21 protein-coding genes are annotated in these 26,047 nt (G+C 53.8%); 8 read left to right on the forward strand and 13 right to left on the reverse strand.

Annotated features, from left to right (window positions below):
- Positions 1 to 464: 464 nt before the first annotated feature.
- The 3 genes from BUE18_RS21405 to BUE18_RS21415 form a co-directional block, all read right to left on the reverse strand.
- Positions 465 to 1,307 (reverse strand): RHS repeat domain-containing protein, encoded by an 843-nt coding sequence (locus BUE18_RS21405; protein WP_073478222.1) that lies wholly within the window; start codon positions 1,305 to 1,307, stop codon positions 465 to 467.
- A 509-nt stretch (positions 1,308 to 1,816) separates the two neighbouring features.
- A complete protein-coding gene (locus BUE18_RS21410; protein ID WP_083611207.1) occupies positions 1,817 to 3,091 on the reverse strand; it encodes a GMC family oxidoreductase N-terminal domain-containing protein in 1,275 nt (424 codons plus the stop codon).
- Between the two features lie 109 nt (positions 3,092 to 3,200).
- Positions 3,201 to 4,091: a sulfite exporter TauE/SafE family protein gene (locus BUE18_RS21415; RefSeq protein WP_073478224.1), complete on the reverse strand. Its 891-nt coding sequence runs from the start codon at positions 4,089 to 4,091 to the stop codon at positions 3,201 to 3,203.
- Positions 4,092 to 4,361: 270 nt separating this feature from the next.
- Here BUE18_RS21415 and BUE18_RS21420 point away from each other — a divergent pair, with 270 nt between their 5' ends.
- Genes BUE18_RS21420 through BUE18_RS21430 form a run of 3 tightly spaced genes read left to right on the forward strand, consistent with a single transcriptional unit; the run spans position 4,362 to position 7,758 of the window.
- Complete coding sequence (locus BUE18_RS21420) at positions 4,362 to 5,135, forward strand: crotonase/enoyl-CoA hydratase family protein (protein ID WP_073478225.1); 774 nt, start codon at positions 4,362 to 4,364, stop codon at positions 5,133 to 5,135.
- A gap of 16 nt (positions 5,136 to 5,151) precedes the next feature.
- Positions 5,152 to 5,991: an ATP-dependent sacrificial sulfur transferase LarE gene (gene larE, locus BUE18_RS21425; protein ID WP_083611208.1), complete on the forward strand. Its 840-nt coding sequence runs from the start codon at positions 5,152 to 5,154 to the stop codon at positions 5,989 to 5,991.
- Between the two features lie 42 nt (positions 5,992 to 6,033).
- Positions 6,034 to 7,758: a YcaO-like family protein gene (locus tag BUE18_RS21430; RefSeq protein WP_073478227.1), complete on the forward strand. Its 1,725-nt coding sequence runs from the start codon at positions 6,034 to 6,036 to the stop codon at positions 7,756 to 7,758.
- 97 nt (positions 7,759 to 7,855) lie between these two features.
- Here the strand turns inward: BUE18_RS21430 and BUE18_RS21435 are convergent, their stop codons facing one another.
- Entirely contained in the window at positions 7,856 to 9,148 is a 1,293-nt protein-coding gene (locus BUE18_RS21435) for a DUF362 domain-containing protein (protein ID WP_073478228.1), read from the reverse strand.
- Positions 9,149 to 9,450: 302 nt separating this feature from the next.
- Between BUE18_RS21435 and BUE18_RS21440 the strand changes: the two genes are divergently transcribed.
- The 5 genes from BUE18_RS21440 to BUE18_RS21460 all read left to right on the forward strand — a co-directional run bounded on the left by BUE18_RS21440 (position 9,451) and on the right by BUE18_RS21460 (position 16,377).
- Entirely contained in the window at positions 9,451 to 12,015 is a 2,565-nt protein-coding gene (locus BUE18_RS21440) for a CHASE2 domain-containing serine/threonine-protein kinase (protein WP_073478229.1), read from the forward strand.
- 130 nt (positions 12,016 to 12,145) lie between these two features.
- Positions 12,146 to 12,961, forward strand: coding sequence for a PP2C family protein-serine/threonine phosphatase (locus BUE18_RS21445; RefSeq protein ID WP_073478230.1), 816 nt, complete (start codon positions 12,146 to 12,148; stop codon positions 12,959 to 12,961).
- A gap of 85 nt (positions 12,962 to 13,046) precedes the next feature.
- Positions 13,047 to 13,757 (forward strand): FHA domain-containing protein, encoded by a 711-nt coding sequence (locus BUE18_RS21450; protein WP_073478231.1) that lies wholly within the window; start codon positions 13,047 to 13,049, stop codon positions 13,755 to 13,757.
- Between the two features lie 117 nt (positions 13,758 to 13,874).
- Positions 13,875 to 15,173, forward strand: a complete 1,299-nt coding sequence (locus tag BUE18_RS21455; protein ID WP_073478232.1) for a serine/threonine-protein kinase — start codon at positions 13,875 to 13,877, stop codon at positions 15,171 to 15,173.
- A gap of 265 nt (positions 15,174 to 15,438) precedes the next feature.
- A complete protein-coding gene (locus tag BUE18_RS21460) occupies positions 15,439 to 16,377 on the forward strand; it encodes a hypothetical protein (RefSeq protein ID WP_073478233.1) in 939 nt (312 codons plus the stop codon).
- A 13-nt stretch (positions 16,378 to 16,390) separates the two neighbouring features.
- Here the strand turns inward: BUE18_RS21460 and BUE18_RS21465 are convergent, their stop codons facing one another.
- From BUE18_RS21465 to BUE18_RS21505, 9 genes are all read right to left on the reverse strand, one after another.
- A complete protein-coding gene (locus tag BUE18_RS21465) occupies positions 16,391 to 16,855 on the reverse strand; it encodes a pyridoxamine 5'-phosphate oxidase family protein (RefSeq protein ID WP_073478234.1) in 465 nt (154 codons plus the stop codon).
- 75 nt (positions 16,856 to 16,930) lie between these two features.
- Positions 16,931 to 19,633 carry an ATP-binding protein gene (locus BUE18_RS21470; RefSeq protein WP_073478235.1) on the reverse strand — a complete coding sequence of 901 codons (2,703 nt, stop codon included), beginning with the start codon at positions 19,631 to 19,633 and terminating at the stop codon, positions 16,931 to 16,933.
- Between the two features lie 85 nt (positions 19,634 to 19,718).
- On the reverse strand, positions 19,719 to 19,907 hold the full coding sequence (locus BUE18_RS21475) for a hypothetical protein (protein ID WP_073478236.1): 189 nt from the start codon (positions 19,905 to 19,907) through the stop codon (positions 19,719 to 19,721).
- A gap of 36 nt (positions 19,908 to 19,943) precedes the next feature.
- Positions 19,944 to 20,714, reverse strand: coding sequence for a hypothetical protein (locus BUE18_RS21480; protein ID WP_073478237.1), 771 nt, complete (start codon positions 20,712 to 20,714; stop codon positions 19,944 to 19,946).
- 10 nt (positions 20,715 to 20,724) lie between these two features.
- Positions 20,725 to 21,330: a GTP-binding protein gene (locus BUE18_RS21485; RefSeq protein WP_015947252.1), complete on the reverse strand. Its 606-nt coding sequence runs from the start codon at positions 21,328 to 21,330 to the stop codon at positions 20,725 to 20,727.
- A 97-nt stretch (positions 21,331 to 21,427) separates the two neighbouring features.
- A complete protein-coding gene (locus BUE18_RS21490) occupies positions 21,428 to 21,868 on the reverse strand; it encodes a roadblock/LC7 domain-containing protein (RefSeq protein WP_015947253.1) in 441 nt (146 codons plus the stop codon).
- A gap of 14 nt (positions 21,869 to 21,882) precedes the next feature.
- Positions 21,883 to 22,602: a sensor histidine kinase gene (locus BUE18_RS21495; RefSeq protein ID WP_073478238.1), complete on the reverse strand. Its 720-nt coding sequence runs from the start codon at positions 22,600 to 22,602 to the stop codon at positions 21,883 to 21,885.
- Positions 22,599 to 22,991 carry a roadblock/LC7 domain-containing protein gene (locus tag BUE18_RS21500; protein ID WP_015947255.1) on the reverse strand — a complete coding sequence of 131 codons (393 nt, stop codon included), beginning with the start codon at positions 22,989 to 22,991 and terminating at the stop codon, positions 22,599 to 22,601. Before BUE18_RS21500 ends, BUE18_RS21495 begins: the two co-directional genes overlap by 4 nt.
- A 149-nt stretch (positions 22,992 to 23,140) precedes the next feature.
- A complete protein-coding gene (locus BUE18_RS21505) occupies positions 23,141 to 25,813 on the reverse strand; it encodes a response regulator (RefSeq protein WP_073478239.1) in 2,673 nt (890 codons plus the stop codon).
- Positions 25,814 to 26,047: the final 234 nt, after the last annotated feature.

Below are 26,047 nucleotides of genomic sequence, written 5' to 3' on the forward strand. Positions count from 1 at the left end.
ACTATGTTAAATAAGTCTTACAATGAAGGAGTTTACAAATTATTTCAAAATGATATAAAGTTAGTGGATTAGTCAGGGACGTCCCCGAGAATTTCAGTCAGGGACGTCCCCGAGAATTTCTCAGAGATGTAGCGCGTAATCCTAAGATGATTGAAAAACCAAAATTTAGCAAATAAACAGGGAAAAAATATGTAAATCCAACTTCATCTAATTCAACAGCCATGAATGCAAGGTTATGAACAAACACAGGCCAAAATACCCAATAGCAAATTTTCAATCGTGCGTATAAAATATAAATACAAAAAATAGCATATAGAATTGCATATGTTTTTAATAGTGAATGTATAATGTCTATACTTACATAAGACATACACATTATTGATACTATTATGATTAAGTTGGCAAGAAATATCTTGCCCTCATTCTGTTTTCGAACTTTCATGGCATCCAATAATATCTTCATATCACATTACCCAATCAATAGCATACTCCCAAAGTTTTTTTAGGCCTTCAACAGGTTTAGTTTTGATGGTTTCTAGAGCATCCGTAACCTGATCTCGCTTCTTCTTAAATGCTTCTGCTATTGTTTCATCAGGATCATCAATGTCCTGCCCCAGAGGCAACAACCCCATCAAATTCTTTATATGTCCCAAGGAGACTTCACCATCTGCTTCACACCAACCTTCAGTAATCTGTTGCGTGCCTCTTATCGTTAAGCCAGGCATTTTAAGTCCTAAATTATATCCCGCAGCAAGGGTCTGAAACATCGAGAGAGGCCAACCCAAACCAGCACCTGCTGACACAACACCTATCGATATGTCAGCGACCCCCTCGCAACCAGCTTTCACTCCTCTCACAAAATTTATAATACCTACCGCAGTTTTTGTAACATTCAAAAGCCCATAAGGATCAACCAAACCAATCGGATTTTTTGAGGCATAGGAATAAAGATTAAGACCTCCCTCTATCCCAATCGGATCCGTTTTCAGATAATGCCCTGTTTCTGGGTCGTAATAACGGAAAAGGTTATAATGAAGCCCCGTTTCAGCTTCAAAATACTGCCCGGGAAACCGTAGATTATTTTCGATGGTAGAGCCTATTTCCACCTCGGCTTCGCCGAATGCATGGTAGACTGCTGACCAAACCACGGCGCCGTTGGAGGCGATGAGCTTCTGGGGCGTTCCCAGATGATCGTTTTGGTAATAATAATACTCCGAATCCCGGACCATGAAAAGGGGATTTGTGGTCCAGGTGGAATTAGGCTTGTATCCATAAGACTTTATTAAAGTCCCTTCAGCCGTATTCAAGGGGACGTCCCTTAATAAATCAATAACTTTTTAACTATTCAAAATCATATATTATTTTTTGGTATTCAAGGGGACGTCCCTTAATAAATCAATAACTTTTTAACTATTCAAAATCATATATTATTTTTTGGTAAACCTCTCGCTAACGTATTCAAGGGGACGTCCCTTAATAAATCAATAACTTTTTAACTATTCAAAATCATATATTATTTTTTGGTATTCAAGGGGACGTCCCTTAATAAATCAATAACTTTTTAACTATTCAAAATCATATATTATTTTTTGGTAAACCTCTCGCTAAAAAGCGAACTTAATCGCCTTTTTCGAAGAACAACATGTCGCTATGCGACACCGGCAGGGTACTGCTCTGCCGGGGCTGCCCGATCAACTGTCATCCCCGCAAGGTCGATCCGCTTTTTGGGATCGGCCGCAAGCGGGGACCCAGCGTCCTTTTTTTTGGATTTACATGGCGCGGGCTGGCTTCCTCCTCGCTGAATTACAGCTGATCTTCATTTGGCGGCAATATGCGCGGCCAGGCGTTTGCCCAGGCTGGCCAGGGTGTAGGAAGGCGGCACGCCCCAGGCTTCGGGGATGACCGAGCAATCGCACACGAACAGGTTTTCTATGCGGGTCATGAGGTTGGCGTCCACCACGTCTCCTATCTTGGCCGTGCCGCCGGGATGTCCGGCGATGTACCAGGTTTTGAAGCAATCCACGGCGCCCGCCCCTTTCAGGATCTTTTTTGCGATCCCGTACCCCTTTCTTAAACGCCCCCAATCCGCTTTGCCCAGGTTTTTCATGACCCCGCCCCGGTCCGTCAGACGGCCGCCCAAGTCGTCCCGGATTTTCACCATAATGCCCAACACCTTTTTATGGGCCAAAACCTGATCGAACCGCATCATTTGGGCTGTAAAGCCCATGTACACCGAGGGATGCACGGAAAGGTCGGTCAGCATGATTCCCTCGTCCTCAAAATGCACGCCCGCGGTCATGGGAACCTCGCCGCCGCCCACGGAATCCCCGGTCACGCCAAAGGCCATCACCAGGGGATCCACGAAAAAGTCGAAGCCCGCCTCTTTTATGCCCGAGCGGCGGAGAATGATAGGCGTTCCCAAGCCTCCGGCGCCCAAAACCACCATGGGCGCAGAAATCTTGCGCTCCCGGCCCTTATGCCGGAAGACGACGCCTTCGGCCCGGCCGTTTTTGACGATCACCCGGCGAACCCGGGCGCGATCCAGCAGTTGGGCGCCGTTGCCAACCGCATCGTGGGCGAAATTGCGCGCGGTCCATTTGGCGCCGTAGGGGCAGCCTGTATAGCACTTGTAGCAATCCAGGCGGCATTTATCCTGATAGATGAACTTGCGGATTTTCTTCCAATCGTATCCCAGGGAGCGGGCCGAGTCGGTCAAACGCCGGACGCCTTCTCCCGTCAGGGAGTCTTTCAAGGGAGCGCAGGGAATATCGTCAAGGACCTCCGCCGCCTCTTGGGAGACGTCCACTCCGTACCGTTCAAGCATTGCAACAGGAGGGTCGAACGCAGTGGCGCAATACAAGGACGTGCTGCCCCCCACGGTGGTCGCCCGGCCGACGATCAATCCCTGGGGCGTGACAAAGACGTTCTTCCCGGGCGCGCCGATCATGGAAAGGCTCTGAACCTGGGAGCCGTTAAAAGGCTCCCCGCCTCCCCATTCCAGCATGAGCACCCTGGCGCCTTTGGCGCTGAGTCCCCGGGCCGTGGAAGCGCCGCCCGGCCCCGTTCCGACGATGATGGCGTCGTATTGCATGGACATTCCTCCGTTCGAGGCCTTTATTCTACGGTTGGTATAAAAAAGGATAATGCAACGGCTGCTGGAATGCAAGAAAATTCGAAATCAGCCGTGTACTAAGAATGGATCAGAAAAAGAAATTCAAAATGTACTTTCCGGCGACGAACAACACGCAAAAGCACAGAACCATTTTAATGGTTCTTGGAGCAAAATACTTCTGGCAGCGGGCGCCCATATAGATGCCGGCCAGGCCTCCCAGGCCGAACAACAGCCCCAGGCCAATGTCCGGGGCGACGGAAACGCCTGGATAGTATCTTGCCAGAAAGCTGTAAAAGGCGACTCCCGCAATGGACGTGGCGAAGGTGCCCATAAGCGCCGCACCGGCCACCGTGTAGACGGGCAAGCCGAATATGGCCACCATGAACGGCGCGATAATGGAGCCTCCGCCGATGCCGTATATGCCCCCGATAATCCCGACAATAAAGCACAGCAGATAAATTTTGAGGGTGGATACGGAATAGGAGTCCTGGTCAAATTCAAAGGAGATGGTGGACATGGAGAATTTCGCCTGTCCCACGGAGGGGCGATTTTCTGCATTAGCCGCCATGCCCTTGCCCTTGCTTCCCTTGAACACGTCCAATACCAGGCGATATCCAAGATATAAAAGCACTATTCCGGCGAAAAACTTGAAATTTTTGGGATCAGGAAGCCATTGCACCCGGACCCAGGCGCCGATAAACACGCCGGGAAGCGTGCCGATCACCACGGCCCAGGCCAGAGGCCAAAGCATGCGCTGCTCCCTGATGAACCGGTAAATCCCTCCCGGGATGGCGACAATGTTAAACAGTTGGTTTGTAGCGCTGACGGACGGGGACGAGTACCCCAGCACGCTCACTTGAAAGGGAAGGAGCATGAATGCGCCTGACACCCCGCCCATGGAGGTGAAAAAGGACACGGCGAACGCCACCAGGGGCGGGACCAGGGGATGGACGTTAATATCTGCAACGGGAAAATACATGGCTGCTCCTGAACGTTAAAAGCTCGGATCCAAGCGCTCGATCGATTTGAAGCATACCCATGCCATATGCTTGCTGATCTTATCTATGCCATATATACGGCTTCCAGCCAAGTAAAATGCGCCCGGCACTACCACAAGGTGGTATACATAATTCAGGCTGCAGGAAGTCTCTTGCGCCCTTAAACCGCCCGTGATACTTTACCTGATCTCCGGGGCGTCCGACAAACGTCCCGATGCGGATCGTTTTTTACCATAACAAGGAGAACCTTTATGCAGGTGCTTGTAGAAAAAAACGGACCGGTCTTTACGGTAGTCATCAACCGGCCTGACAAAAAAAACGCCGTGGACGGCCCCACCGCCCAACTTCTTGCAGACGCATTTCGAGAATTCGACGCAGACGACTCCGCCAGCGTGGCCGTATTGTGCGGCGCGGACGGGACCTTTTGCTCGGGCGCGGACCTATCGGCGGTGGCGGACCCGGAGGGGGGGCGGCTGCATCAGTTGAACGAAGACATGAACCAGGACGGCCCCATGGGCCCCAGCCGCATGCTGTTGTCCAAGCCGGTCATTGCAGCGGTTTCCGGCTACGCCGTGGCCGGCGGTCTGGAACTGGCCCTGTGGTGCGATTTGCGCGTGATGGAGTCGGACGCCGTATTCGGCGTGTATTGCCGCAGGTACGGAGTGCCCTTGATAGACGGGGGAACCCAGCGCCTGGCCCGTTTGATAGGCCAGAGCCGGGCTTTGGACATGGTGCTTACCGGACGCAGCATCGGGGCGGAAGAGGCGTTCGCCATGGGTTTGGCCAACCGGGTGGTCGGCCCGGGATCATCCCGTCAGGCGGCCGAGGAGTTGGCCGCGCGCATTTCCAAATTTCCCCAGACTTGCATGCGAAGCGACCGCATGGCCCTGCTAAAAGGCTTTAACATGGATTTTGACAAAGCCATGGAAATGGAATTTCAAATGGGCCTGAACGTGATTCGAAGCGGAGAAACCGTGTCAGGCGCCCAACGGTTCGTGGCCGGCCAGGATCGGGAAAAGCCCTGAGCTTATTATAATATTTATGGAAGCCGCAAAACCCCATAGCCCCATGCCCCCGAATCTGGAATCCAAGGTGCAGCAAGTCCGGGACATGCTGGCCGCCCAAAAGTCCGTGCTCGTGGCTTTTTCCGGCGGCGTGGATTCCAGTCTGCTCTTAGCCCTGGCCCAACAGGCCCTGGGAAACAAAACCGCCGCAGGCACGGTGGACTCGCCCCTGCTTCCGCAGTGCGAAAAACAGGAAGCCGCCCTTCTTGCGCAACAGCTTGGAATCAAACATCATATTATTAAAGCAGGCGAGATGGAGTCCCGGGAATTCAGGGCCAACCCAAAAAACCGGTGCTATATTTGCAAAGGACTTCATATGCGGGCTCTGATGGAGCTTGCAAAATCGCTGGGGCTTGCTAAAGTCGCCCACGGAGCGAACACGGACGACTATTCGGATTACCGCCCCGGCCTCCAGGCCGCCCGGGAGTTGGGCGTTTTATCTCCCCTGGCGGACGCGGGAATGACTAAGCAGGAAATCAGGGACGCCTCCAAAGTTCTTGGGCTGAAAACCTGGGACAAGCCGTCCATGGCTTGCCTTGCCTCCCGGATTCCTTACGGCAGCGAAGTGACTGCGGAAAAACTGGCGGCCATTGAAAAGGCCGAGGATTTTTTACGCAGCCAGGGATTCAAGCAGTTTCGGGTGCGCCATCACGGCGAAATCGCCCGCATTGAAGTGGATGAGGAAGACTTTGAAAGAATTTTGCTCAAGCCGCTCCGCCAGGCCCTTTTAAAGGAGTTGGAAGGCTTGGGTTTTTCTTATGTAAGCCTGGATCTGTCAGGATATAAAACCGGCAACCTTAATAAAGGGATTGTTTAATGCCGCACCCTGCGGCCAAGCGGTCCGAAGAAGTTGAAAGACATGCCAAAAATAGAACTTAAAGACGCTATCAAGACGCAAAACCAAGATCAGGACAAGGTCATCACGCCGGAGGAAACGTTGGAACGATTCCGGGAAAGGCTAGCCCAGGTGGACCTGGACATCCTGGAGAAAACCGTGCGCGTGGACAACGGCCGCCTGGACATCCCGGTTTTTATGAGCATGTGCGGCGGCGACGCCCGGGCGCTCACCGGAAACCGGAAGCAAATGGGCAAGGGGGGAAACCCGGCCCAGGCCGAAGCCAGCGCGGTCATGGAGTTGGCCGAACGCTTCAGCTTATATGCTTTTTCCAACAATCCGGGCAATTTTGTGGTGGACACCCAGTTGAACCTGCGGGGCCGGGCCATGGCACCCCATTTAATCGCCCAGTCCGTCAATGACGACTCCGAGGATCTGGAAAAGGCCCTGGGGCTGTTCTCCCGCTATCCCCAAAGATGGTGCCTGGGCGCCAATCTCACCACCGGCCAGCAGGTGATGGTTCCCTTTGACTGGTTTTTCTCCATCAACGAGTTCAATGGAACTTCGGCCGGCAACGTGACGGAAGAGGCCTTGTGCCAGGGAATCAGCGAAGTGGTGGAGCGCCATGTTTGCGCCCGGGTTTCCAGGGAATCCATTCCATGCCCCCTGATCCGCAGGGACAGCATTACGGATCCCATGGCCCTGGAGCTTATCCGGAAATTCGATGATAACGGGGTGGAGCTATTCCTTGTGGACCTGACGCTGGACATGGGAATTCCCACGGTCGGGGCTTTGGCCTACGATCCGGCAACCATGGGCGAAAGCAGCGAAATAGTCTGGACCGCCGGAACCGCGCCCAACCCGCAAAAGGCCCTGTGCCGCGCCATTACCGAAGTGGCGCAGCTGGCCGGGGATTTCAACTCCGGCGCCAACTACCTTGCCAGCGGCCTGCCCAAGCCGAAATCTCTGGAAGAACTTGATTTTATCCTAAAATCCGGCCTGGAAACCCGAATTCAGGACATGCCCGACCTGTCCAACGACAATATCCGCCTGGAAGTGGAGGCCCTGGCTGCGGCCCTGGAGCCCAAGAACATGGAGGTCATAGCCATTGAGACCACCCATCCCGGCCTGGGCATCCCGGCTTTTTACAGCATTATTCCCGGCGCTCATTTCAGGGAAAGGGCCAAACGCAACCGGGTGGGCCTGTTCCTCTCAAAGCTCATCTCGGAAAACGAACCGCCCCACGAGGCCATGTCCTGGCTGCTGAACATGGACGCCGCCCTGCCCGGCCGGTATTATTTGATTTTTAATATCGGCGTGCAATACATGGCCCTGGACGATCCGGAAACCGCCCTGACCTGCTTTAAAAAGGCCATGGAGTTCGACCCGGAGCCTGAAGACGCCCCCAGCATCCTGGTTTATATGGGAGTCGCCTTAAAGGACATGGGCCGCTATCAAGAAGCTCTCGGCATCCTGAAAAAAGCCGAAGCCATGGACCCGGACCGCACGGACTGTCACAACCTTATGGGCTTTTGCTATTTCAGCCTCAGGCGGCACGAAGAAGCCATCGCCAGCTTTCAGAAAGTCATAGACCTGGATCCGGGCTCGGCCATCGACTACGCCAATATCGCTTCCAATTACAGGGATATGGGCGAAACGGAAATGGCCATCCAATACTACAAGCAGGCTTTGGCCCTGGATCCCTCCATTGATTTTGCCAGAGCCAACCTGGAGCGTCTGGCAAGCTGACAGACCCAAAACGCCTGTCCGGGGCCGCCCGGACAGGCGTCAAATATTCGTCTCAATGTCATTGATTTGACAACCGTCAATCCCTCAATCTTAGTCCCTAGGCTTTCCCCAGCACCCGGTTTTTAAAGATTTGAAAGCCCTTCACGATAGAGTTCCAGATGAACAGCACCGCGTCCCGCGGGTCGAACATGGGGCTCGGCAGCTTAAACACGTAAGGGACCTTGATCATAAGATCCCGGACTCCTATGGGGCAGCCTTTGATCCTGTATACCTTTTGCGCCTCCAGCTTGCCCGTCACCTTGGCGCAGGAGCCAATAAGCATGACCGGGCCGTCCGGGACGATCACGTCGCCCTCATACACCCCGCACACAATGGCGCCGGGTTTTGCCTGTTTCAAGCTGCCGGGGGTGCGCTTTTCGATGGTTCCCAGGCATCCTTTCAAACCGCCTTCGCAGCCGCCGTCGCAGAGCATGCCCGTGTCCCAGGCGTTACCGGAGTAAAACTTGATGGGCGTATCCAGTTCGCTAAGAACCTGGAACAGGCTGTTCCTGCCCTTGGGCCGGGCCTTGAGTTCTTCCAAATCCGCGTCGCCCGAAACATCGATATCGTCAATATTCAAGGAGCCGTAGCCGCGTTCCTCAGCGATTTTCAGGTGCACCACGTCATGGGGGTCGTAGCCCATAATGTGAGCGGCGACCACGTCGGCCGCCAGGGGGTTGTCCGCAAAAATCAGCAGGCCCAGCCTCACCGGATAAGGGGCGGATTCAAAGCCGTAAGTAATGTCAATGGCGTCCCCGACTACTAGGTCCGGGTATCCGGGTTCCAGAAGGTCCACGATTTTTTCGTGAATGCGGTGGTCGTGATAAAGCATCCGCTCCTTGTGGACCAGCAGGCCGATGTTCAGCTTTAATGCGTGGGTGATGGACGCAAAAATATGGTACTTGAGCTTGGGCATCCAGACTTTGACGTCCGCCTCGGCGATGTATTTGGAAAGCAGCATCTCCTTATGCCATTTGGCTTTGGAGAGCTTTGTCTTAATGAGCGGATGCTCGTTCAGGTCCAGCAGGGTTATTCCTTCCTTTTTCGCCATGTCAAAATAGCCGGACTCTTTAAAAAACAAGCGGGAGGGAATTCCGAATCCCCCGGATTCTCCAATCACCAGGCTTTCCGGCTGATCCTTGCGGATTACTTCGGCCATGGCCGCCGCCAGCTGGGGATGCGTGAAAGAATTGTGGATATATTTTTTGTTAGCTGTCACCACATTAGGTTTTATAAAGACCTTGCCCTGAAACCGAAAGCCCAGTTCCTGCACGGTTTCCTTTATAATCCCCCCCATAAGATCCCGATTGTAGTCGGCGCAGGACCTTAGAATAACCCTCGGTTTTTGCATGAAATTTTCCTCCAGGATGGTATAGAACGTACTGATGCAATATATCATCAGGATAGTGGAATGACAAGCCTTTGGGCTTCGGTATTTCCGTCCTGCGCTGACAATCCCTGACTTCAAGCAAAGATATAAAGGAGTTCAGGACAATCTTCCGGCCCCAAATGCTTGACTCATGAAATTTTTCAGGGTAAACTTACGTACTTACGTCCAGAACAACCCAATTGGCGAAAATGTGAAGTTAAACACTCAACGCTGTTCAGCCCAGAATGCTGTTTTTGTGCGCTTAATCCGGAGGAATTATACTAATGGGCGTCCTTAGAAAGCACCCCGCTGTTTTTCTCGGTCTTTTCATCATGCTGCTTTTTTTTGTTCTTAACGCTGTACGCGTGGAGTTTTTAGACGCTCTGGACAATAAGTTGTACGACATTGCCATGAATATTCGCGGCGATTTTGAAGCGCCCAGCGACGTGGTCCTGGTGGAGGTTGACGAAGAATCCATCAAGCGGCTCGGCCGCTGGCCCTGGCCCCGGACGATCCTGGCCGAGGGCATTGACATTATCGGCCAGGGCCAGCCCAAGGTTATCGGCCTGAATGTTATTTTGTCCGAAGCCCAGACAACGGACAGCGTTGAAATATTGGAAGCTCTCAAAGAGATGTTCTCCACGGCCTTCGGGGACGTGCAAGACCCGGAGCTTCAGGAAAGGGCCGGCGTTTTCATGCAGTCCATGAACGAGGCCCAGCAGGCTCTGGATTTTGACGGCGCCTTGGCTTCAGCCATGGATATGGCCGGGAATGTGGTGCTGCCCGTCTACTATTCCATGTCCGACGCGGTTCCGCCTCCTGATGAGCCTAATGAGGCGCTGTATCCTCTGGCCCTGTCCCTGGAAATTCCCGACGGAACCCTGGTCCCTTACCCCGCTTCGGAAATCATTCTTCCCATAGACCAATTTCTTTACGCCTGCATAGGCATTGGCCATATCAACGTCAGCCCGGACCCGGACGGAGTGGTTCGGCGGGAAGTCCTTTACTTTAACGGCGGCGGGGTGAACGAAGTGCTGCCCATCCCCTCCTATACGGTCAGCCTGCTTTGGCATTACCTTGGCGCAGGCCAGGACGAGGCCACGGCGGCTTTGGGCTACGGCCTCAGGATCAAAGGACGCGAAATACCCACCCTGGCCGACGGCTCCATCATGGTCAGCTACAAGGGCCCCCCGGGAGCGTTCCAGTCCTACTCGTTTTTTGAAGTCGCCAACGGCTCGGTCAAACCCGCCGTGTTTAAAAACAAACTGGTCATCCTGACCATCACGGCCCCCGGCATTACGGACCTTTTATCCACGCCCACAGGGGATATGACTCCCGGCGAATTTTCCGCCAACTCCATCTGGACCATGCTGAATAATGACTTTATTCAACAGCCGCCCTGGACGGGCACGGCCCAGTTGGCGTTCATCCTGGTCATCGGCTTGCTCAGCGCCCTGGTGCTGCCCAGGATCAAAGCCCTGTTCGCCGCGCTCATCTTTATCGTGCTTCTTTTCGGCCTTGCCGGCGGCAGCTTTTACATGTTGACGGCCAGCGGCGTGTGGATGCCGGTCATGTACGCCATCATCCAGCTGATTCTCAGCTATATCGGCGCGGTGACCATCCAGTACTTTGTCAGTGAAACCGGCATGGAAAAAGCCAAGGGCGAGTCCGCCGAAACCAACCGCATGCTGGGCCTTTCCTTCCAGAACCAGGGCATGCTGGACATGGCCTTTGACAAATTCCGGCGGGTTCCCGTGGACGACGAAGTCAAAGACCTTTTGTACAACCTGGCCCTGGACTTTGAGCGCAAAAGACAGTTCAACAAGGCCGCCAGCGTGTATGAATACATTGAAGAGCATGACCAGAAGTTTAAAGACGTCGCCCAAAGAAAAACCAAGCTCATGCAGGCCAGCGAAACCATGGTATTCGGTCCCGGCATTTTGGGAGGCGGCGGGGTAAGCGACACCCTGATCTCCGAAGGCTCGGACACCAAACCCACTTTGGGCCGTTACGAAGTCAGCAAGATGCTCGGCAAGGGCGCCATGGGCATCGTGTACCTGGGCAAGGATCCCCGGATCAACCGCACCACGGCTATTAAGACCGTCCGCTTCTCCGACGATTTCCAGGAAGAGGAAGCCGCAAAGATGAAGGAAAAGTTCTTCCGGGAGGCGGAAAGCGCAGGCACCTTGTCCCACCCCAATATCGTGACCATATACGATGCGGGCGAGGAGCAGGATCTGGCCTACATCGCCATGGAGTTTTTGGAAGGCGGGGACCTGGAGGACCATATCAAGCCGGACAAACTCCTGCCCATGCGCAAGGTCATCGGCCACATGGCTGACATCTGCGACGCGTTGGACTACGCCCACTCCAAGGGCATCGTCCATCGGGACATCAAGCCCGCAAACATCATGCTTTTAAAAACCGGCGTGTGTAAAATTACGGACTTCGGCATCGCCCGCATCACGGCCACGTCCCAGACCCAGACGGGCGTTGTCAAAGGCACGCCTTACTATATGAGTCCCGAGCAAATCGCTGGACAAAAGGTGGACGGCAGGTCCGACATCTTTTCCGTGGGCGTTATGACCTATCAACTGCTCACGGGCAAACTGCCCTTTCACGGCGATTCCGTGGCGGCATTGATGCACCAGATTATGAATGTCGCCCATCCCGACCCCAGGCAGTTCAACCCCAAGATTCCCAAGCCCTTGGCGGCGATCATTAACAAGGCCCTGGAAAAGGATCGGGATAAGCGCTATCAAAAAGCCGGACAGATGGCATCCCACCTTCGTCAACTTGGGCAGAGAATAGACGCCATGGCGGCCCAAAAGAAGGAAGGAGGGGCGTAGACGCCCGAATTTTGTGTTTTTTTCCTGAGTCTTGTTGAATAAACAGGGAAAATCAAGTATAGTACACTATCCATATTGTTGGGATATCAGACGCAAAAAAGGCGCAGCCCAGGAAGGCGGAAATGAATATATGAGCTTGGTAGTGGAGTCAGCCGGCAAAACTGACGTGGGCCAGAAGCGAAAAGGCAATGAAGACAGCCTTTTTCTGGACGACGCGTTAGGCTTGTACGTTGTTGCCGACGGAATGGGGGGACACCTTGCCGGGGAAGTGGCCAGCCGAATGGTTGTAGACACCATGGCCGACTATGTTCGCAGAGCCGCCAACGCCGGAAACGACCGGGAGGATATGGCGATTCATGAACCCGCCTACTCCATGGAAGCCAACCGCCTTTTGTCTTCGGTGTTCCTGGCCAACCAGGTTGTTTACGAAGTCTCCACCCAAAAGAAGGAATACCGCGGCATGGGGTCCACGGTCAGCGGAATCTACCTGACCCAGGACACCTTTGTAGCCGTCAACGTGGGGGACAGCCCCATATATCTTATTCACGACGGTCAAATAGAAACCATCTCCGTGCCTCATACGGTCATGGACGAACAAAGAGCCATAGACCCGGAAGCCGCCGATCAGCTTGACGGCAAGTTTGAGCACATGCTCACCCGGGCCATGGGCGTTCATGCAGACGTGGAGCCCTCTGTCTCCGAAATCCAGTGCTTCGGCGGGGATATTCTGGTAGTCGGATCGGACGGCCTTACCAACAAGGTCAACGACCGGGAAATCCTGGAAGTCGTCACAACTCATAAAGCAGACGCAGCATGCTCTTTCCTGGTGGATATGGCAAACGACCGGGGCGGAGAAGACAATATTACGGTCATCGTCCTGAAAATCAAAAAGGTCAAGCATGGCAACGGCATTTTGTCCATGGTGACCAATTTCTTCAGGCGGTAGCTAAACGGGAATTATGTATCAGGCTTTGCCTGAAGGGGGTTCGCCAGCCCCAATAGATAAACAATAATAAAGAGGGTACAGAAAAATGCCGACTTTGACGCTGAAGTTCAAGGACAATATCATCGCCGAATATCCCGTCAAAACAGGGCAAAGCCTCACCATCGGCAGATTGAGCGACAACAATGTGGTGGTGGAAAACCTTGCTGTCAGCGGGCATCACGCCAAACTGGACTCCGTAGGAGACGGATACCTGCTGACCGACCTGCAAAGTAAAAACCATACCTTTGTCAATGCCCAGATGATTACCTCGCATTGGCTTAAGCACGGGGATGTTGTGACCGTTGGAAAGCACACCCTGTTGTTCACTGACCAGGAAGGCGCCGCCAAGGTTCCCGAAGGCGCCGGCGGCGATATGGATAAAACCATGGTCATGGACACCAGCGATCACCGGCAGATGGTCGCCAAAAGCGCTCCGGCTGAATCCGCCGCCGCCCCGGCCACAGCCATGCTTTCGTATCTGTCCGGCGGAGAAGGCGAAATTCCTTTGAGCAAAAAACTGTTTAAAATCGGCAAGGCTGCTGCCAACGACATTGTGGTGGGCGGGCTGCTCATGGGACAGACGGCGGCTACGATCAGCCAACGGCCCAACGGCTATTTCATTGCCTTCGTCGGCGGCCGGGTTAAACCCAAAGTCAACGGTGAAGTTGTGAAAGATACTGTAAAACTTAACGATTTTGACACCATAGAAGTGGGCTCCGCCAAGATGCAGTTTCTGGCCGGAAAGAGCAAAAAATAAAAAGCCGGTTTTTTGAACCCAAATATTTTTTGATTATCTGCGCCCGAAACGCCCCTGCTTTATGCGGGCGACTCGGGCGCTTTTGGTTGGGCTTCTTGCAAAACACTGGATCTATTTATGTCTACCAACAGCATGGAAGAACGGCTTTTGGCCTTGTCCGACCTTTCCAAAGTCGGACGTTATGAGATTGTGCGCAAACTGGGCCAAGGCGGCGCCAGTTTGGTTTTTTTGGGACGAGATCCCTACATCAAAAGGCTGGTGGCTCTCAAACTGGCGCCCCTGGCGTCCTCCGGAGTAAGCGACAAGTTTTTCAAGGAAATCCAATCCACCGGCAGGATGACTCACCCGAACATAGTGGCTGTGTATGACGCCGGCCTTGCCAGGGATTATTGCTACATAGCCATGGAGTATGTAGACGGCCCCCAGCTTTCTGAGTATTGCAGGCCGGACAGCCTGATGCCCCTGGCCAACGCCGTGGAGTGCATCTACAAAGTCGTACGCGCCATAGGGTTCGCCCATGAAAAAGGGATTGTGCACCGGGACCTGAAACCTTCCAATATCATCATGGAAGATACAAAGACTCCGAAAATCAGCGACTTCGGCATTGCCGTGGTCACGGAGGAAACCGCCCCCTTGGAGCAGGCGGGAACGCCCAGTTACATGTCTCCCGAGCAGTTGAAGGACGAAACGTGCTGCCCTCAAAGCGATATATACGCCCTTGGGTGCGTGCTTTATGAACTGCTTACAGGGCAAAAGGCCTTTGATGGGGACAGCTTTTTTTCCATCATGTACAAGGTGATCAATGAAAAGCCGGTAGGGATTCGCACCCTGAATCCTGAACTGCCGCCTATTTTGGAAAAAATTGTCAGCAAGGCAATGGCCAAGGACAAGCTGTACCGCTACTCCTCCTGCGAAGAGTTCGCCTTTGAGCTTAAAGTCGCCCTCCGCGGCCTGAGCGCCCCGGCGAAACTGGCCAAAAACAATGACGTCATTGAGTATGTGCAAAGCGTTTCGTTTTTCGCCGAGTTTTCCAAAATTCATGTTCGCGAACTTATGCGCGCCAGTGAGATGGTTCAGGTGAAAGACGGCGAATGCATTGTTGAGGAAGGCGAGATCGACGATAGCTTTTACATTGTTCTTTCCGGGGCCGCCAAGGTGGTCCGCAGGGGAAATAAAGTAGCAATCATCGGGGTTGGGGAGTGCTTCGGCGAAATGGCTTATATTGGAGGAAGGCCCCGGAGCGCCTCTGTTATTTCGGAAGGCGACTGCATCCTGATGAAAATCAACGGAGCCCTTCTGGACAGAGCGCCGGCCAAGATTCAGCTGCTTTTCTTCAAGCAATTCGCACTGACCCTGGTCAACCGTTTGTCCCGGAGCAGCTTTGATCCCAAAGCATGTCTTGAGTCGGTTGTATAGTGGATGAAGGCGGCCTGAACGGCCTTGTAAAGAGCCGCCGGCATCAAAACTTTCGCTGCGCCGGGGGTGGCGCAGAATATACAAACGCCGTCGTTTCAGGCGGTATTGCAACAGATTGCTTCACATTGCTTCATCAAAGGCGGCGCCTTGGTATAACCTCGCGCATTTCGCCGATCATCGCTTTTTATCGTCTTGCACGCTCTGCGTTCGCTCGCGGCGCCGGAGTTGAAGCGCATATCAATTACTTCGCATTGATGAGGTCCTCATGGAAGACAAAAAAAGAAAAGTTCCCAGGGCGTCCAAAACTCCCAAAGGCGAAAAAACGCCCAAACCCTCCAAAGCCTCCTCCCTGGCCCGGGGATTGAGCATGGCCAAAGTGGTGGACAAGTTGCAGGCTTCCCTGAAAAACCTGGTGGAAGTGGGGGTTGTGGAGGATCTCAGCGCCCTGCTGAAAGCCGTCGCCGATAACAAGGACAATGTGGTCGCGCTGCTGGAAAGAGGAACTTCCATGGCGGAGGAAGGGGAGCGCCTAGTTACAGACAACCGGGACGAACTGGACAGCATCATCAGAAAAGGCGAGAAATCCCTCGCGGCCCTGGCTTCGTCGGTGGAGCCGCTGCTGGAAAACCTGGTCGGCATTACCGATATGGCGGTCCGGAATAGGGACAAAATCAGCTCCCTGTTAACCAAAGCGGACGACATCCTGGAAGATACGGAGGGCATCAAGGCGCTGACCAAAAGCACCCTGTTCGACGACCTTTCCACCATTGCCCGCACCGTTGCCTCCAACAGCCAGAGGATCGAGTCCATCATCGTGAAGGCCGACGACCTGCTGGACGATACGGACGGCCTGAAAGCCCTCATGAGCGCTCCTTTTATAGATAACTTGAACGTCATAACCGGCGCTGTGGCGGGTGAAAGCAAAGCCATCGCCTCGGTGATCGGCAAGGCGGACGATCTGCTGGACGAGCCGGAGGAAATGAAGGGGCTTTTGAAAAATGCAGGCCGCATGGCAACGGCCCTTGCGGATCAAATGGAGGCCGTAGCCCAGGATCTGCCCACCTTGACGGACGGCGGCAAGTACGTCCTGGACTCCCTGCACCGTCTGCTGCCCAAGGTGGAAGCCATAGACGAAAAAGCCCTGAACAACTTCATGCTGAACAAGGGCATTAGGGTGTTTTTAAAGGCCTTTCCCAAACTTTAAGCAGAGGAAGATATTACCCTGGCTGGCCGGACTGCTTCCCGGTCATTTCCCGCGTATTTACGGCGAAAACCGTCGTGTTTTTAAGCGAAGCCTCGGGAAAAGGCGGCCAGCTTTCCGTGTAACGGGCCATGATCAGGTCCAGGGCCTTCTTTTTTTCCTCCAGGTCCTCGATAAACACGGCTTCGCCCATGGCCGCCACGCTTTGAAAGCGCATGCCCCATTCGCAAGGGCCGTCGCCGGGAACGGGCGTAACCCCGATGTCCAGCTCCACGCATACCAGGGGGTTTTTCCTCAGTATTTCGATTTTCCTGCCCTGGTTTGCGCTGTGGAAATAAAAAACTCCTGAACAATACCCGAAGCTCATGGGGATCACATAAGGCTGACCCTGGTCGGACAAGGCCAGCCTGCAAACCTGCGCCTTGGCAATGATGCTCTCGATATCCTGTAAATCAACAATCTCTTTATCTTTGCGCCTCATGCTTCTCCCTCAATAAGTACATAAGGCGGCTCATGCCGCCTCAAAATCAAAATTGTTTTGTTGTAAATATTTCTGTTAGCGGCCGGCGTCTAGGGCCTTTTTGATGGCCTGGGTCAGCTCGGAGATTTCAATAGGCTTGGACAGGTAGCCGGAAATTTTTTGGCGAACTCCATCTTCCAGCGCATCGGGGCCGGCGTCGTCAAAGCCGGACATCATGATGATTTTAGCGTCGGGATTGATCTCGAGAATATTCTCCACCATCTCGCATCCGCTTGCATCGGGCATGTTTCTATCCAATAGAACGACGTCCGGCTTCCATTCGGAGTATTCCTGCAAGCCCTTCACGGCCGAACTGACCGCTCGGGGAGTGTATCCCGTGGCTGTCAGCAAATCAGCCAGAGGCTCAAGAAATGTTTTGTCGTCGTCAATCACAAGAATTTTTTCCGCCTGGCCGGTGATGGTTTCAAGACAAGCTTCGGGCGCCGCCTTAGGAATCTGCGAGGTATGGGGCAGCAGAACCGTAAAGGCCGTTCCTGCGCCCACCTTGGAATTGACGTGAATTTCGCCGCCGTGGTCTTTAACAATGGCGTACGACGTGGATAAACCAAGACCGGTTCCTTTGCCCGGCTCCTTGGTTGTGAAAAACGGCTTGAAAATTTCCCCGGTCATTTCAGCGTCCATGCCGTGCCCCGTATCGGAAATGGTAATTTCCACTCCGTCCGCTGCGCTGACGGCCTGAATGTCAAGCTGGCCGCCTTTGGGCATGGCATCCCTGGCGTTGGTGCACAGGTTCATGAAAACCTGCCCCAGTTCGGAGCGGTTTCCATAAACAGCCAGCGGGTCGGGCAGGCTGCGATGCGTAACGATGCGCTTGTCGAAGACCTTGGAGACAACCTGATAAATCTCCCGCAGCAATTGGGTGACGTCAAAAACGGTCTTGTCGCCATTGGTGTCAGGCCGAGAGTATTGCAGGATGCTGCGGATAAGGTCCGAGCCCATGGAGGCCAAATCCAGCAAGGCGTCCGTCTGGCGGTCCAGGCCGTCCAGGCCGCCGTACTTCATCTGCATTAATTGCACGTTGGCCGTAATGCCTGAAAGCACGTTGCGGAAGTTGTGCGTCACGCCGGAGACGATCTCCCCCATGACCTCCATACGCTGGGATAGAGCGACCCTGTCGCGAAATACATATTGGCAGGTGTCCACGTCCACTTCTTCTTCAGGGGGCTTGGATTTCTTGGCGGCCGAAGATTCCAGGGACGTGCGCTCCACAAGGATGGCGTCCGCGGTCCGGCCTAAGGCCTCATGGCATTCCTGGGTTTCCTTTTCCCGCTCCAGACCGCGGGAGAAGGAGTCTACGGCGAATTTCAGGATGCTGGCCTCTGCAGCGCGCCACGGCGTCATGGACTTGCAGTTGTCAAAGCCGATAACACCTTGAAATTTACCGCCCACAAAAAGCGGAATAAGCAGGATAGCCTGCACATCTTCGCTTTTAAACCGGAATATGGCGTCATCAGGGGAGCTGGATTCGGTCTCGGAAACAAACCATCCTTTGGCGAACTTCTTCCGCCAGCGCTTGGGATACTTCACACGGGCCAGTTTGGAATCCTTCTCCTGGGAAGGAAAGCCCGAGGCGCACCATTCGGCGACCTGCCTGGCGTAAACCTTGTTATTCTCCACCGCTACATTGGAAAACCAGTAACAGCGGGAGGCGCCGGCCGCCTGCCCCAGCTCGGCCAGGATCAGATCAGCCTGTCCGGAGGCGGACTTGCCGGAAAAGCACAGACCGGACACAATGTTCGCCGCCTTTAAAAGGCCCATCTGCCGGTCCAAAAGGGTGGTGTCCCTGGCAGTGAGCATCAGCCCATGGTTTTCTCCGGAATTTTTGCTTAGAGCATCGGCGTGAACGGACATGATGCGGCCGCCCGCCGAGAGGTTTTTGCACGCCCTTTTAGCTGGTTCGTCCTTCACCTCCGAAGCAATAATCTCGTTTTTAATGCACCCTTCACAGGCTTCCGGCTTATGGAAGAAAATCTCATGGCATTTCTTTCCCAGCACGTCCTTTCTGTTCTTTCGTAAAAAGGACAAGAAGGTCCGGTTCACATAAACCGCCTGCGCTTCCCCATCCAACACCATGACGCCTTCCCCCACCTTCTTAAGTACGGCTTCGTGATAGGCTTGAAAAGCCTCAAGCTCCCGATTGAAGTCCCTTTTTTCGTTGGCGGAATGGGGTTCAGGGGCGCTTTGCGTTTTGTGGGCGGGAATTGGGCGGGCCTTTTCAAAGCCCAGGGCGGCGATGTCCACCAGGATGCTTAGCAAGTTCCTGTCCGTATCGGAAAAGAGTCCCTTTTTTTTATTGAGGATTTCAATGGCGCCAATAACGCGGCCGCGGCTTTTGATGGGGGCGCAGGCAGCGGAATGGGTGCTAAAGCCAGTGAGTTTGTCGGCTGCGCCGGAAAATCGGGGGTCGTTTTTTACGTCGTTGACGACCAGCGGCAGATCATTCTCCACAACCCAGCCAATAATTCCCTGGCCGGAGGGAAAGCGCTCCCCACGCAGCACATCGGCGGCTTTTCCTGAAGTATAATAAAAGGCGAGTTGTGTGGGATCTTCCTGATCTACAAGGGCGATGACGCCGGCCTCGGCTTCAAGCAATTCCACCGAGCCCTCCACCATGGTGGAAAAAACCGCATGGTCCCCTCTGGTGGAATTGACCAGGCGCAGGAACTGACTAATTATTCCAAGCTGCTGGGATCTTGAATCCCGCTGGTTTTCTGACATTATTTAGCCTCATACACGCGGCCGCATGACAAGAAAAATAGGAGGGTTTATCGCCCGGAATATATACGGAATTCGAAATGGGGCCTTAAAACAGCGTGTCGTCCTTGTCGCTTTTTTTCACTTTGACTTCAGGATTTCTCTCATCCTTTTTCACGATCCTGAGGATGTCCAGGCAGCCTTCGCATTTAATAGGCTTGGACTTATCCTCCAAGGCCTCCAGGGGGACGACGTTTTTATGTCCGCATTCTTCACAAAAAATAATGGTGGTTTCCATGGGATGCTGCAACTCCTTGATAAAACTTGACCCGGGCTAGTCCCGGTTTTTTAAATCCTGAATTTCCTTTCTTAAGGCTTCCGATTCCGTCCGAATGGTCTCGGTCAATTCAGCGATGGCAATGACCACCTTTTCCATAACCACTTCCAAAGCGCCCGTATCCATTGAAATGGAAGCTGTGCCCATGCCCGGCACTGCAGCGCCGCCGGCGACTTCCCGTCCCGGCGACTCCACGGAGACCATGGACTCGGCGGTGGAGCCCTCGCCCTCATCAGCCTCGGCCTGCGGCGGAGCTTCCTCGGCAAAATCAAAGTCCGAAGGCGGCGCTCCGGTCTCTTTGGGCGCTTTGGAGGCTGCAATCTCCTCCCGGAGTTTTTTAAACTTGGCCACGTCCTCCATGACGATCTGCTTTCTGGACTCCTGGTCCATACCCGTCATGCTGAGGACTTTTTCCAAGTTTTTATAAGCGTTTTGCAACAGGCCGACCGAGTCGGGGTGGGCTTCCGCCTTGCGCTTTGCAATGTATTTTCCCAGATTATCCAACAAGGAGAGAAAGGTCTTAACTACGGGGTCGTCTTCCCACCTGGATTTCAGCCGGTCCACCTCGCCCTTGAGCTTGGCCATGATCTCGTCTGTAATTTCCCAGTCCAGGGACAGAATCAGGGCTTTTAACTCTTTGATGCCGAGTTCTTCCGCAGGATCCAAGGCTTCGTCTTCAACTTCGGCTTCCCACTCATCTTCCGAGAAAAACTCATCCAAACGAGCATCCGCTTCAGCCGCAATCAATTCTTCCTCTTTGGTGGTCAATGGCCTTCTCCTATTTGAGTTCCTTGTGCAGGGACGCCACGGCGATGGATATGATCTTTTTCAGGGTAGGCACAACATTCTCACCGGTCATGGCGCTGGCGCCGAAACTGGGAACCTTGAGTTTACTGTTGAGGTCCTTTTCCATCCGTTCGATGGTTAAGAGCTGGATGCCTTGCTTGGCCAAATCGCGTTTATTGTACTGCAACACCAGCGGAATTTTAAAGATATTCTTGTTGTACGCCGCCAGGTTCTCCTGAAGGTTTTTCAAGGACAAAAAGTTATGCTCTCTGCGCAACGCCATGGAGTCGGCCACAAACACCACGCCGTCCACGCCTTGCAGCACCAGCCGGCGGGTGGCGTTGTATTTCACCTGGCCAGGCACGGTGTAGAGGTTGACCTTAATGTCGTATCCCTTGATTTTGCCGATATCAAACGGAAAGAAGTCAAAATACAGGGTTCGGTCGCCGTGGGTCTTGATGCTGACCATGTCGGACTTGATCCGTTCCTGGAACTTCTTGAAGATATACTCCAGGTTGGTCGTTTTTCCGCCCCTGCCAGGACCGTAGTAAACGATCTTAACCTGTACTTCCTTCTTTTTCAGATTGATGAATGCCAATGCTGATCCCTCTCATTGCCAGTTTGCGTCTGTGCTCGATGGCCCGCCGGAAATCCGTCATGGACGGAGAGCGCATCCCGCCAGATCAGGTTAGGCCCTAATCTGCGTCCGACTCCGAATCCAGCAGATTGGCAAGGAGCATCGTTTTATAAAGCAACGAATCCTTGATTTTCTTTGCCACCTCTTCCACCCGGAGCCTTAAAAAACCGAGCGAGACGTCATTCCCGAAAATGGTAATGAGCAGAAAGTCATCCTCCACTTTGGAAAAGTGGATGCTTTCCGATTCTCCTTTGTGGAAGAGAAGCGTAAAATTCTCCTCGCCGACAATCTGGGCCATGGCGTTGACAGCGCCGAAGTTCCCCGCGGCCAGCGCAGCCAGCGAGTAAAGATCGTGCTGACAATTTCCGTCGTCGCAACGCGCGATGATATTGCCGGCCATGTCGATGAGCAAGGTGACATTCACCCCGATGTCGATGAGCTCTTCCTTCAGGATGCTCTCAACCCTGTCGAGTTCCTTTTGTCCAAACCCGTATTCCATTCACCCTTGTCCTTTTAAAAGCTATCCATAGTGTTTAACCAGACCTCCACTGTGGCGCCCTGGCCCTTAGCGCTTATGACTCTCAGTTCCCCTCCCATTTTCGCCACAATGCGGTATGAAGTGGAAAGACCCAAACCGTCCCCGCCTTCTTTTGTGGAAAACAATGGAACCAAAATTTTCTTATGATGCTCGTTCATGACGCCTTTTCCGTTGTCCTCCACGGAAATGACCAAACGGCCCTCCCTGGCTTGCGCAGTCAAGGTGATTTTGGGCCTGTCCACGTCCTTCAGGGCGTCAACAGCGTTGTCAATCAGGCAGTCGAGAACGCGCGTCAGCGCGTCCTTATCGGCGGACACCATGCAGGCGCCGGCGCTGCAATCCTGACTGAAGCCGATGTTAAGCCTGGCCAGCCTCTCGCTGACAGGAATAAGATAGTCGCTCCAAAATACCAGTAAAGGAACCGGCCTGTTTTCCGGCTCCGGAGCAGAGTAGCTGCGCAGCTTTTCGATAAAGTGCTGCTGCCTGGCCACCTGGCCCAGCGCTCTATCCAGGTACTCCGAGCGCTTGGCTTCATCAAAGCTGTTGTATTGCGCCGCCAGCACCTGGAGCGTAATCTTTAGCGAGTTGACCGAGTTTGCAAGCTCATGCCGCAACGCCGAGTATGCCTGGTCCAGCAATTCGATCGATTTTATGTTGTCATCCGAAGCCCCTATGTGCTCCTCAGGGCGGCTCATGCGTATTTGCCCTTTCTGTCAAGAGCGTCAATCACTTCCTGCTCGTACTTTTTCATGAGCAGCCTGGCCCTGCCAAGCCACTCATTGCGCTTGGCCATTAAAAACAAAAAACAGGGCTTGGTTTCAATATGCCTTATTAAAAAATAATGCTGGTCCGTGGTGATCAGGATGTCATCCGTCACCTGATCTCCCGCCAGCAGTTTGATGGCCTTCAAATTGGATTTGACAATCACCCCCAGGTACGCAGACGTGGTCTCGGCATCGATTGAGGGATCCCTGGACAACTTGGCCACGGAAAGGCCGTCATCCGCCAACACCACAGCGGAGGCCACAAAGCCCGGCAACTCGTCAGCCATATTCTCCAGGATGCCTTTTAAATGATTAGGCAATGTTGACTCCTGTCATCCTGGGCAAGGGCGCCTGTTTCCCGGCCGCGTTAAGGGTTTCCGTTTTCAGGCAAAACAAGGCCCGTGCCGCCCATTTAGGCATGTTTACCACATTTAAACACAAATTCAAGAAGGATTTATTCCCTGGGGGCTTATGCACGGAATATTTCATCCAATTCCTTGGAATATTTTCCGGCCACCATGCGCACATTCCCCAAGGTGGACTCACGGCCAACGGCAATCACCAAATAATACTCAGGATTCAAAAAGCGGGTCAATACCCAGGCGTTTTCCGTTTGCACCAGGTTCTCCTGGAATTGCCCGATATTCAAATCCTGGGCGGATTTTCCTATCAGTTGCATCACCACGGCGAATTTGCCGCCAAAGGCCTGCACGTCCACTCCCTTGGGATTATAATCCACCAAGCCGATGCCGTCCATGCCGGATACTGCGCAAACGCGAACCCCCTCGATTTCGTCCGCCATGCCCTTCAACACCTCGTTGAGCTTGGCAATTTGCTCTTCAGTGAGCTTGCCGGAAGGCGCGGGCGCGGGCGCCCCGTCTTGAGCGGATTCGGATTTATTCGCCATGGGCGGGATAGGCCTGGGCGCCGGAGCGCTCATAATAGGAGGCGGCGGAGGGACTTCATCCGGAAGCTCCATGTCCAGGTCGGGCAGGCCGTCGTCGCCAAGTTCTTCCTCTCCCGAGCCGGGCAGGTCTTCGAAATCCAAGTCGTCGTCTGCTGTCAGCTCGGAAAAATCTCCGTCCGGCAATTCCTCGTCTATATCAAAAAGCCCGTCATCGCCGCCCGGACTTCCTTCGCCTTCCAGGTCGACCGCCTCGTCCAGGCCTTCGTCGTCCAAATCAAAAAGCTCATCTGGGTCGTCTTCTTCCTGAGTCGGCTCAGAAAGAGAGTCATCCAAATCCATCAGGCCGTCGTCAGAGCCATCCGCGTCTTCCAAAACAAAGTCTTCACCGGAGTCTTCGTCGGCCTCCAACGCCATGGCCCCACCTTCCTCCGAAGCCTCTTCCAATTCCATGAGATCGTCGTCGCCTTCCTCGATCGCATCCATGGATGGAAGTTCTTCCTCTGAGGCGTCCTCGACCGTAAAAAGGCCGTCGTCTCCGGCGTCTTCCTCATCCAGGTCCAGAGGCAGCGGTTCGTCTTCAGAGGCGTCTTCAACGGTAAAAAGGCCGTCATCTCCGGCGTCTTCATCATCCAGCCCCAGAGGCAGCGGTTCGTCTTCAGAGGCGTCTTCAACGGTAAAAAGGCCGCCGTCTCCGGCGTCTTCATCATCCAGGTCCAGAGGCAGCGGTTCGTCTTCAGAGGCGTCTTCAACGGTAAAAAGGCCGTCATCTCCGGCGTCTTCATCATCCAGCCCCAGAGGCAGCGGTTCGTCTTCAGAGGCGTCTTCAACGGTAAAAAGGCCGCCGTCGGCGGAGGGCTCTTCGTCCTCATCAAACATGCCTTCTACTGTCACAGCCTCTTCTTCAACGGTAAACAGATCTCCCGGGCCTTCTTCTGCCAGCGCACTGGCCTCCGGCCCCGGGTCCTCCGCCCCGTCAAAGACGAAATCTTCCTTGATGGGCTCTTCATCCACGGAAAAAAGATCTCCCGATCCCCCTTCTTCGCTTTCGCCGAACAGGTCGTCATCCGAACCGCCGTCATCCACGACAAAAAGATCGTCTTCCCCTTCTGCGGCGAACAGGTCGCCGTCATCGTCGTCAATGGCGGCGTCGTTTATATCGAAAAGATCGCTGTCATCTTCCAGGGCGCCGTCCGGCTCATCCGAACCGCCGCCGAGGCCAAACCCATCCACAACCATTTGTTGGGTTGATTCGCCTTCCGGGTCTTCATCGTCCTGCACGACGACATCGTCTTCATCGTCCGCGCCGAACAAGCCTTTTTCGTCGGCGCCGGGAACCTTTTCCACCACGGTGGAGCCTTCGTCAGGCGCAAGATCCTCCACCAGCCAATCCACGTCGTCCGCGCCCAAATCGCCGGAAACCACATCGCCCTCGCCCAATCCCTCTTCCAACGAGAGATCGTCCGCAAGAACGCTTTCATCTCCGTCCTCTCCCACGTTTTCCAAAGAGAGGTCGTCGGGTTCGCCCAAAGATTCGGAGGGAGGCCCTGCTTCAGCGCCGGCCCGTTCGTCTTCCAGGTGGGAGGCTTCCATAAGCAGGCTCATGAGGCCTTGATGGATATTTTTTTTCAGTTTTTTCTCAGGAAGGGACCTGAAACGAATCTGCGCCCCTTTCCATGTAAGCATTTCTATGGCGGCCTCTTCCCCTTGCAGGTCTCCGCAGACCGCATCGTGAAGCTGGCCTTCGTCCAGGTAGAAAAAGCCTTTTTGCTTGTCTTCCGAAAGCACTTCCAAAAGCGAGGTTTTTTGCTCCGCCTCCATCAACTGCAGAAAGCTGCCCACGGAAATTCCAGCCAGGGAGCCCCCCTGAAACACATGATCCAGGCCTTGCTTGATGGCTTCGGACAGCCGTTCGAAATCCAAAGGCTTGGACAGCACCTGGAGCGCGCCCAGTTCCTTGAGCTTGTCTTCTATGCGGGGCGTGGCGAATGCGCTCATGACAATGGTGGGCGTGGACGGCCTGTTGTCGTTAATATAGGCCAGAAGTTCAAAACCATCCATTTCCGGCATGCGAAGATCTGTCACAACCAAATCCACGGGCTTGGTTTCCAGGGTATCCACGGCTTCCTTGCCGTTATTGGCCGTGTAAACTCTGAACTGGTCTCCCTGGGACTCCAGTCCGTCAGCCATGCTCATAATCAGGGAGTTTTCGTCGTCCACCAAAAGGATGTTTTTCATTTGCACCCCGCTCCTGTACCATTTCCTTAACGAGTAACTCTAAAATATTAGCACACACCCTGTCAGAGTGCAATCCATATACGCGTCAAAGGGAGCAATGTGTGCGCTATTTCACATATTTGCCGATTTTTGATTTCGATTTTTCCCGGGTAATCGGCCTACCGAGGATGGGGACAGGGCCGATATTCAGGTTCACCTTGCCATAATCCGAAGAGATGTGCTAATTTTTTTTAA

The sequence above is a fragment of the Desulfatibacillum alkenivorans DSM 16219 genome (assembly GCF_900142135.1).
Classification (GTDB): domain Bacteria; phylum Desulfobacterota; class Desulfobacteria; order Desulfobacterales; family Desulfatibacillaceae; genus Desulfatibacillum; species Desulfatibacillum alkenivorans.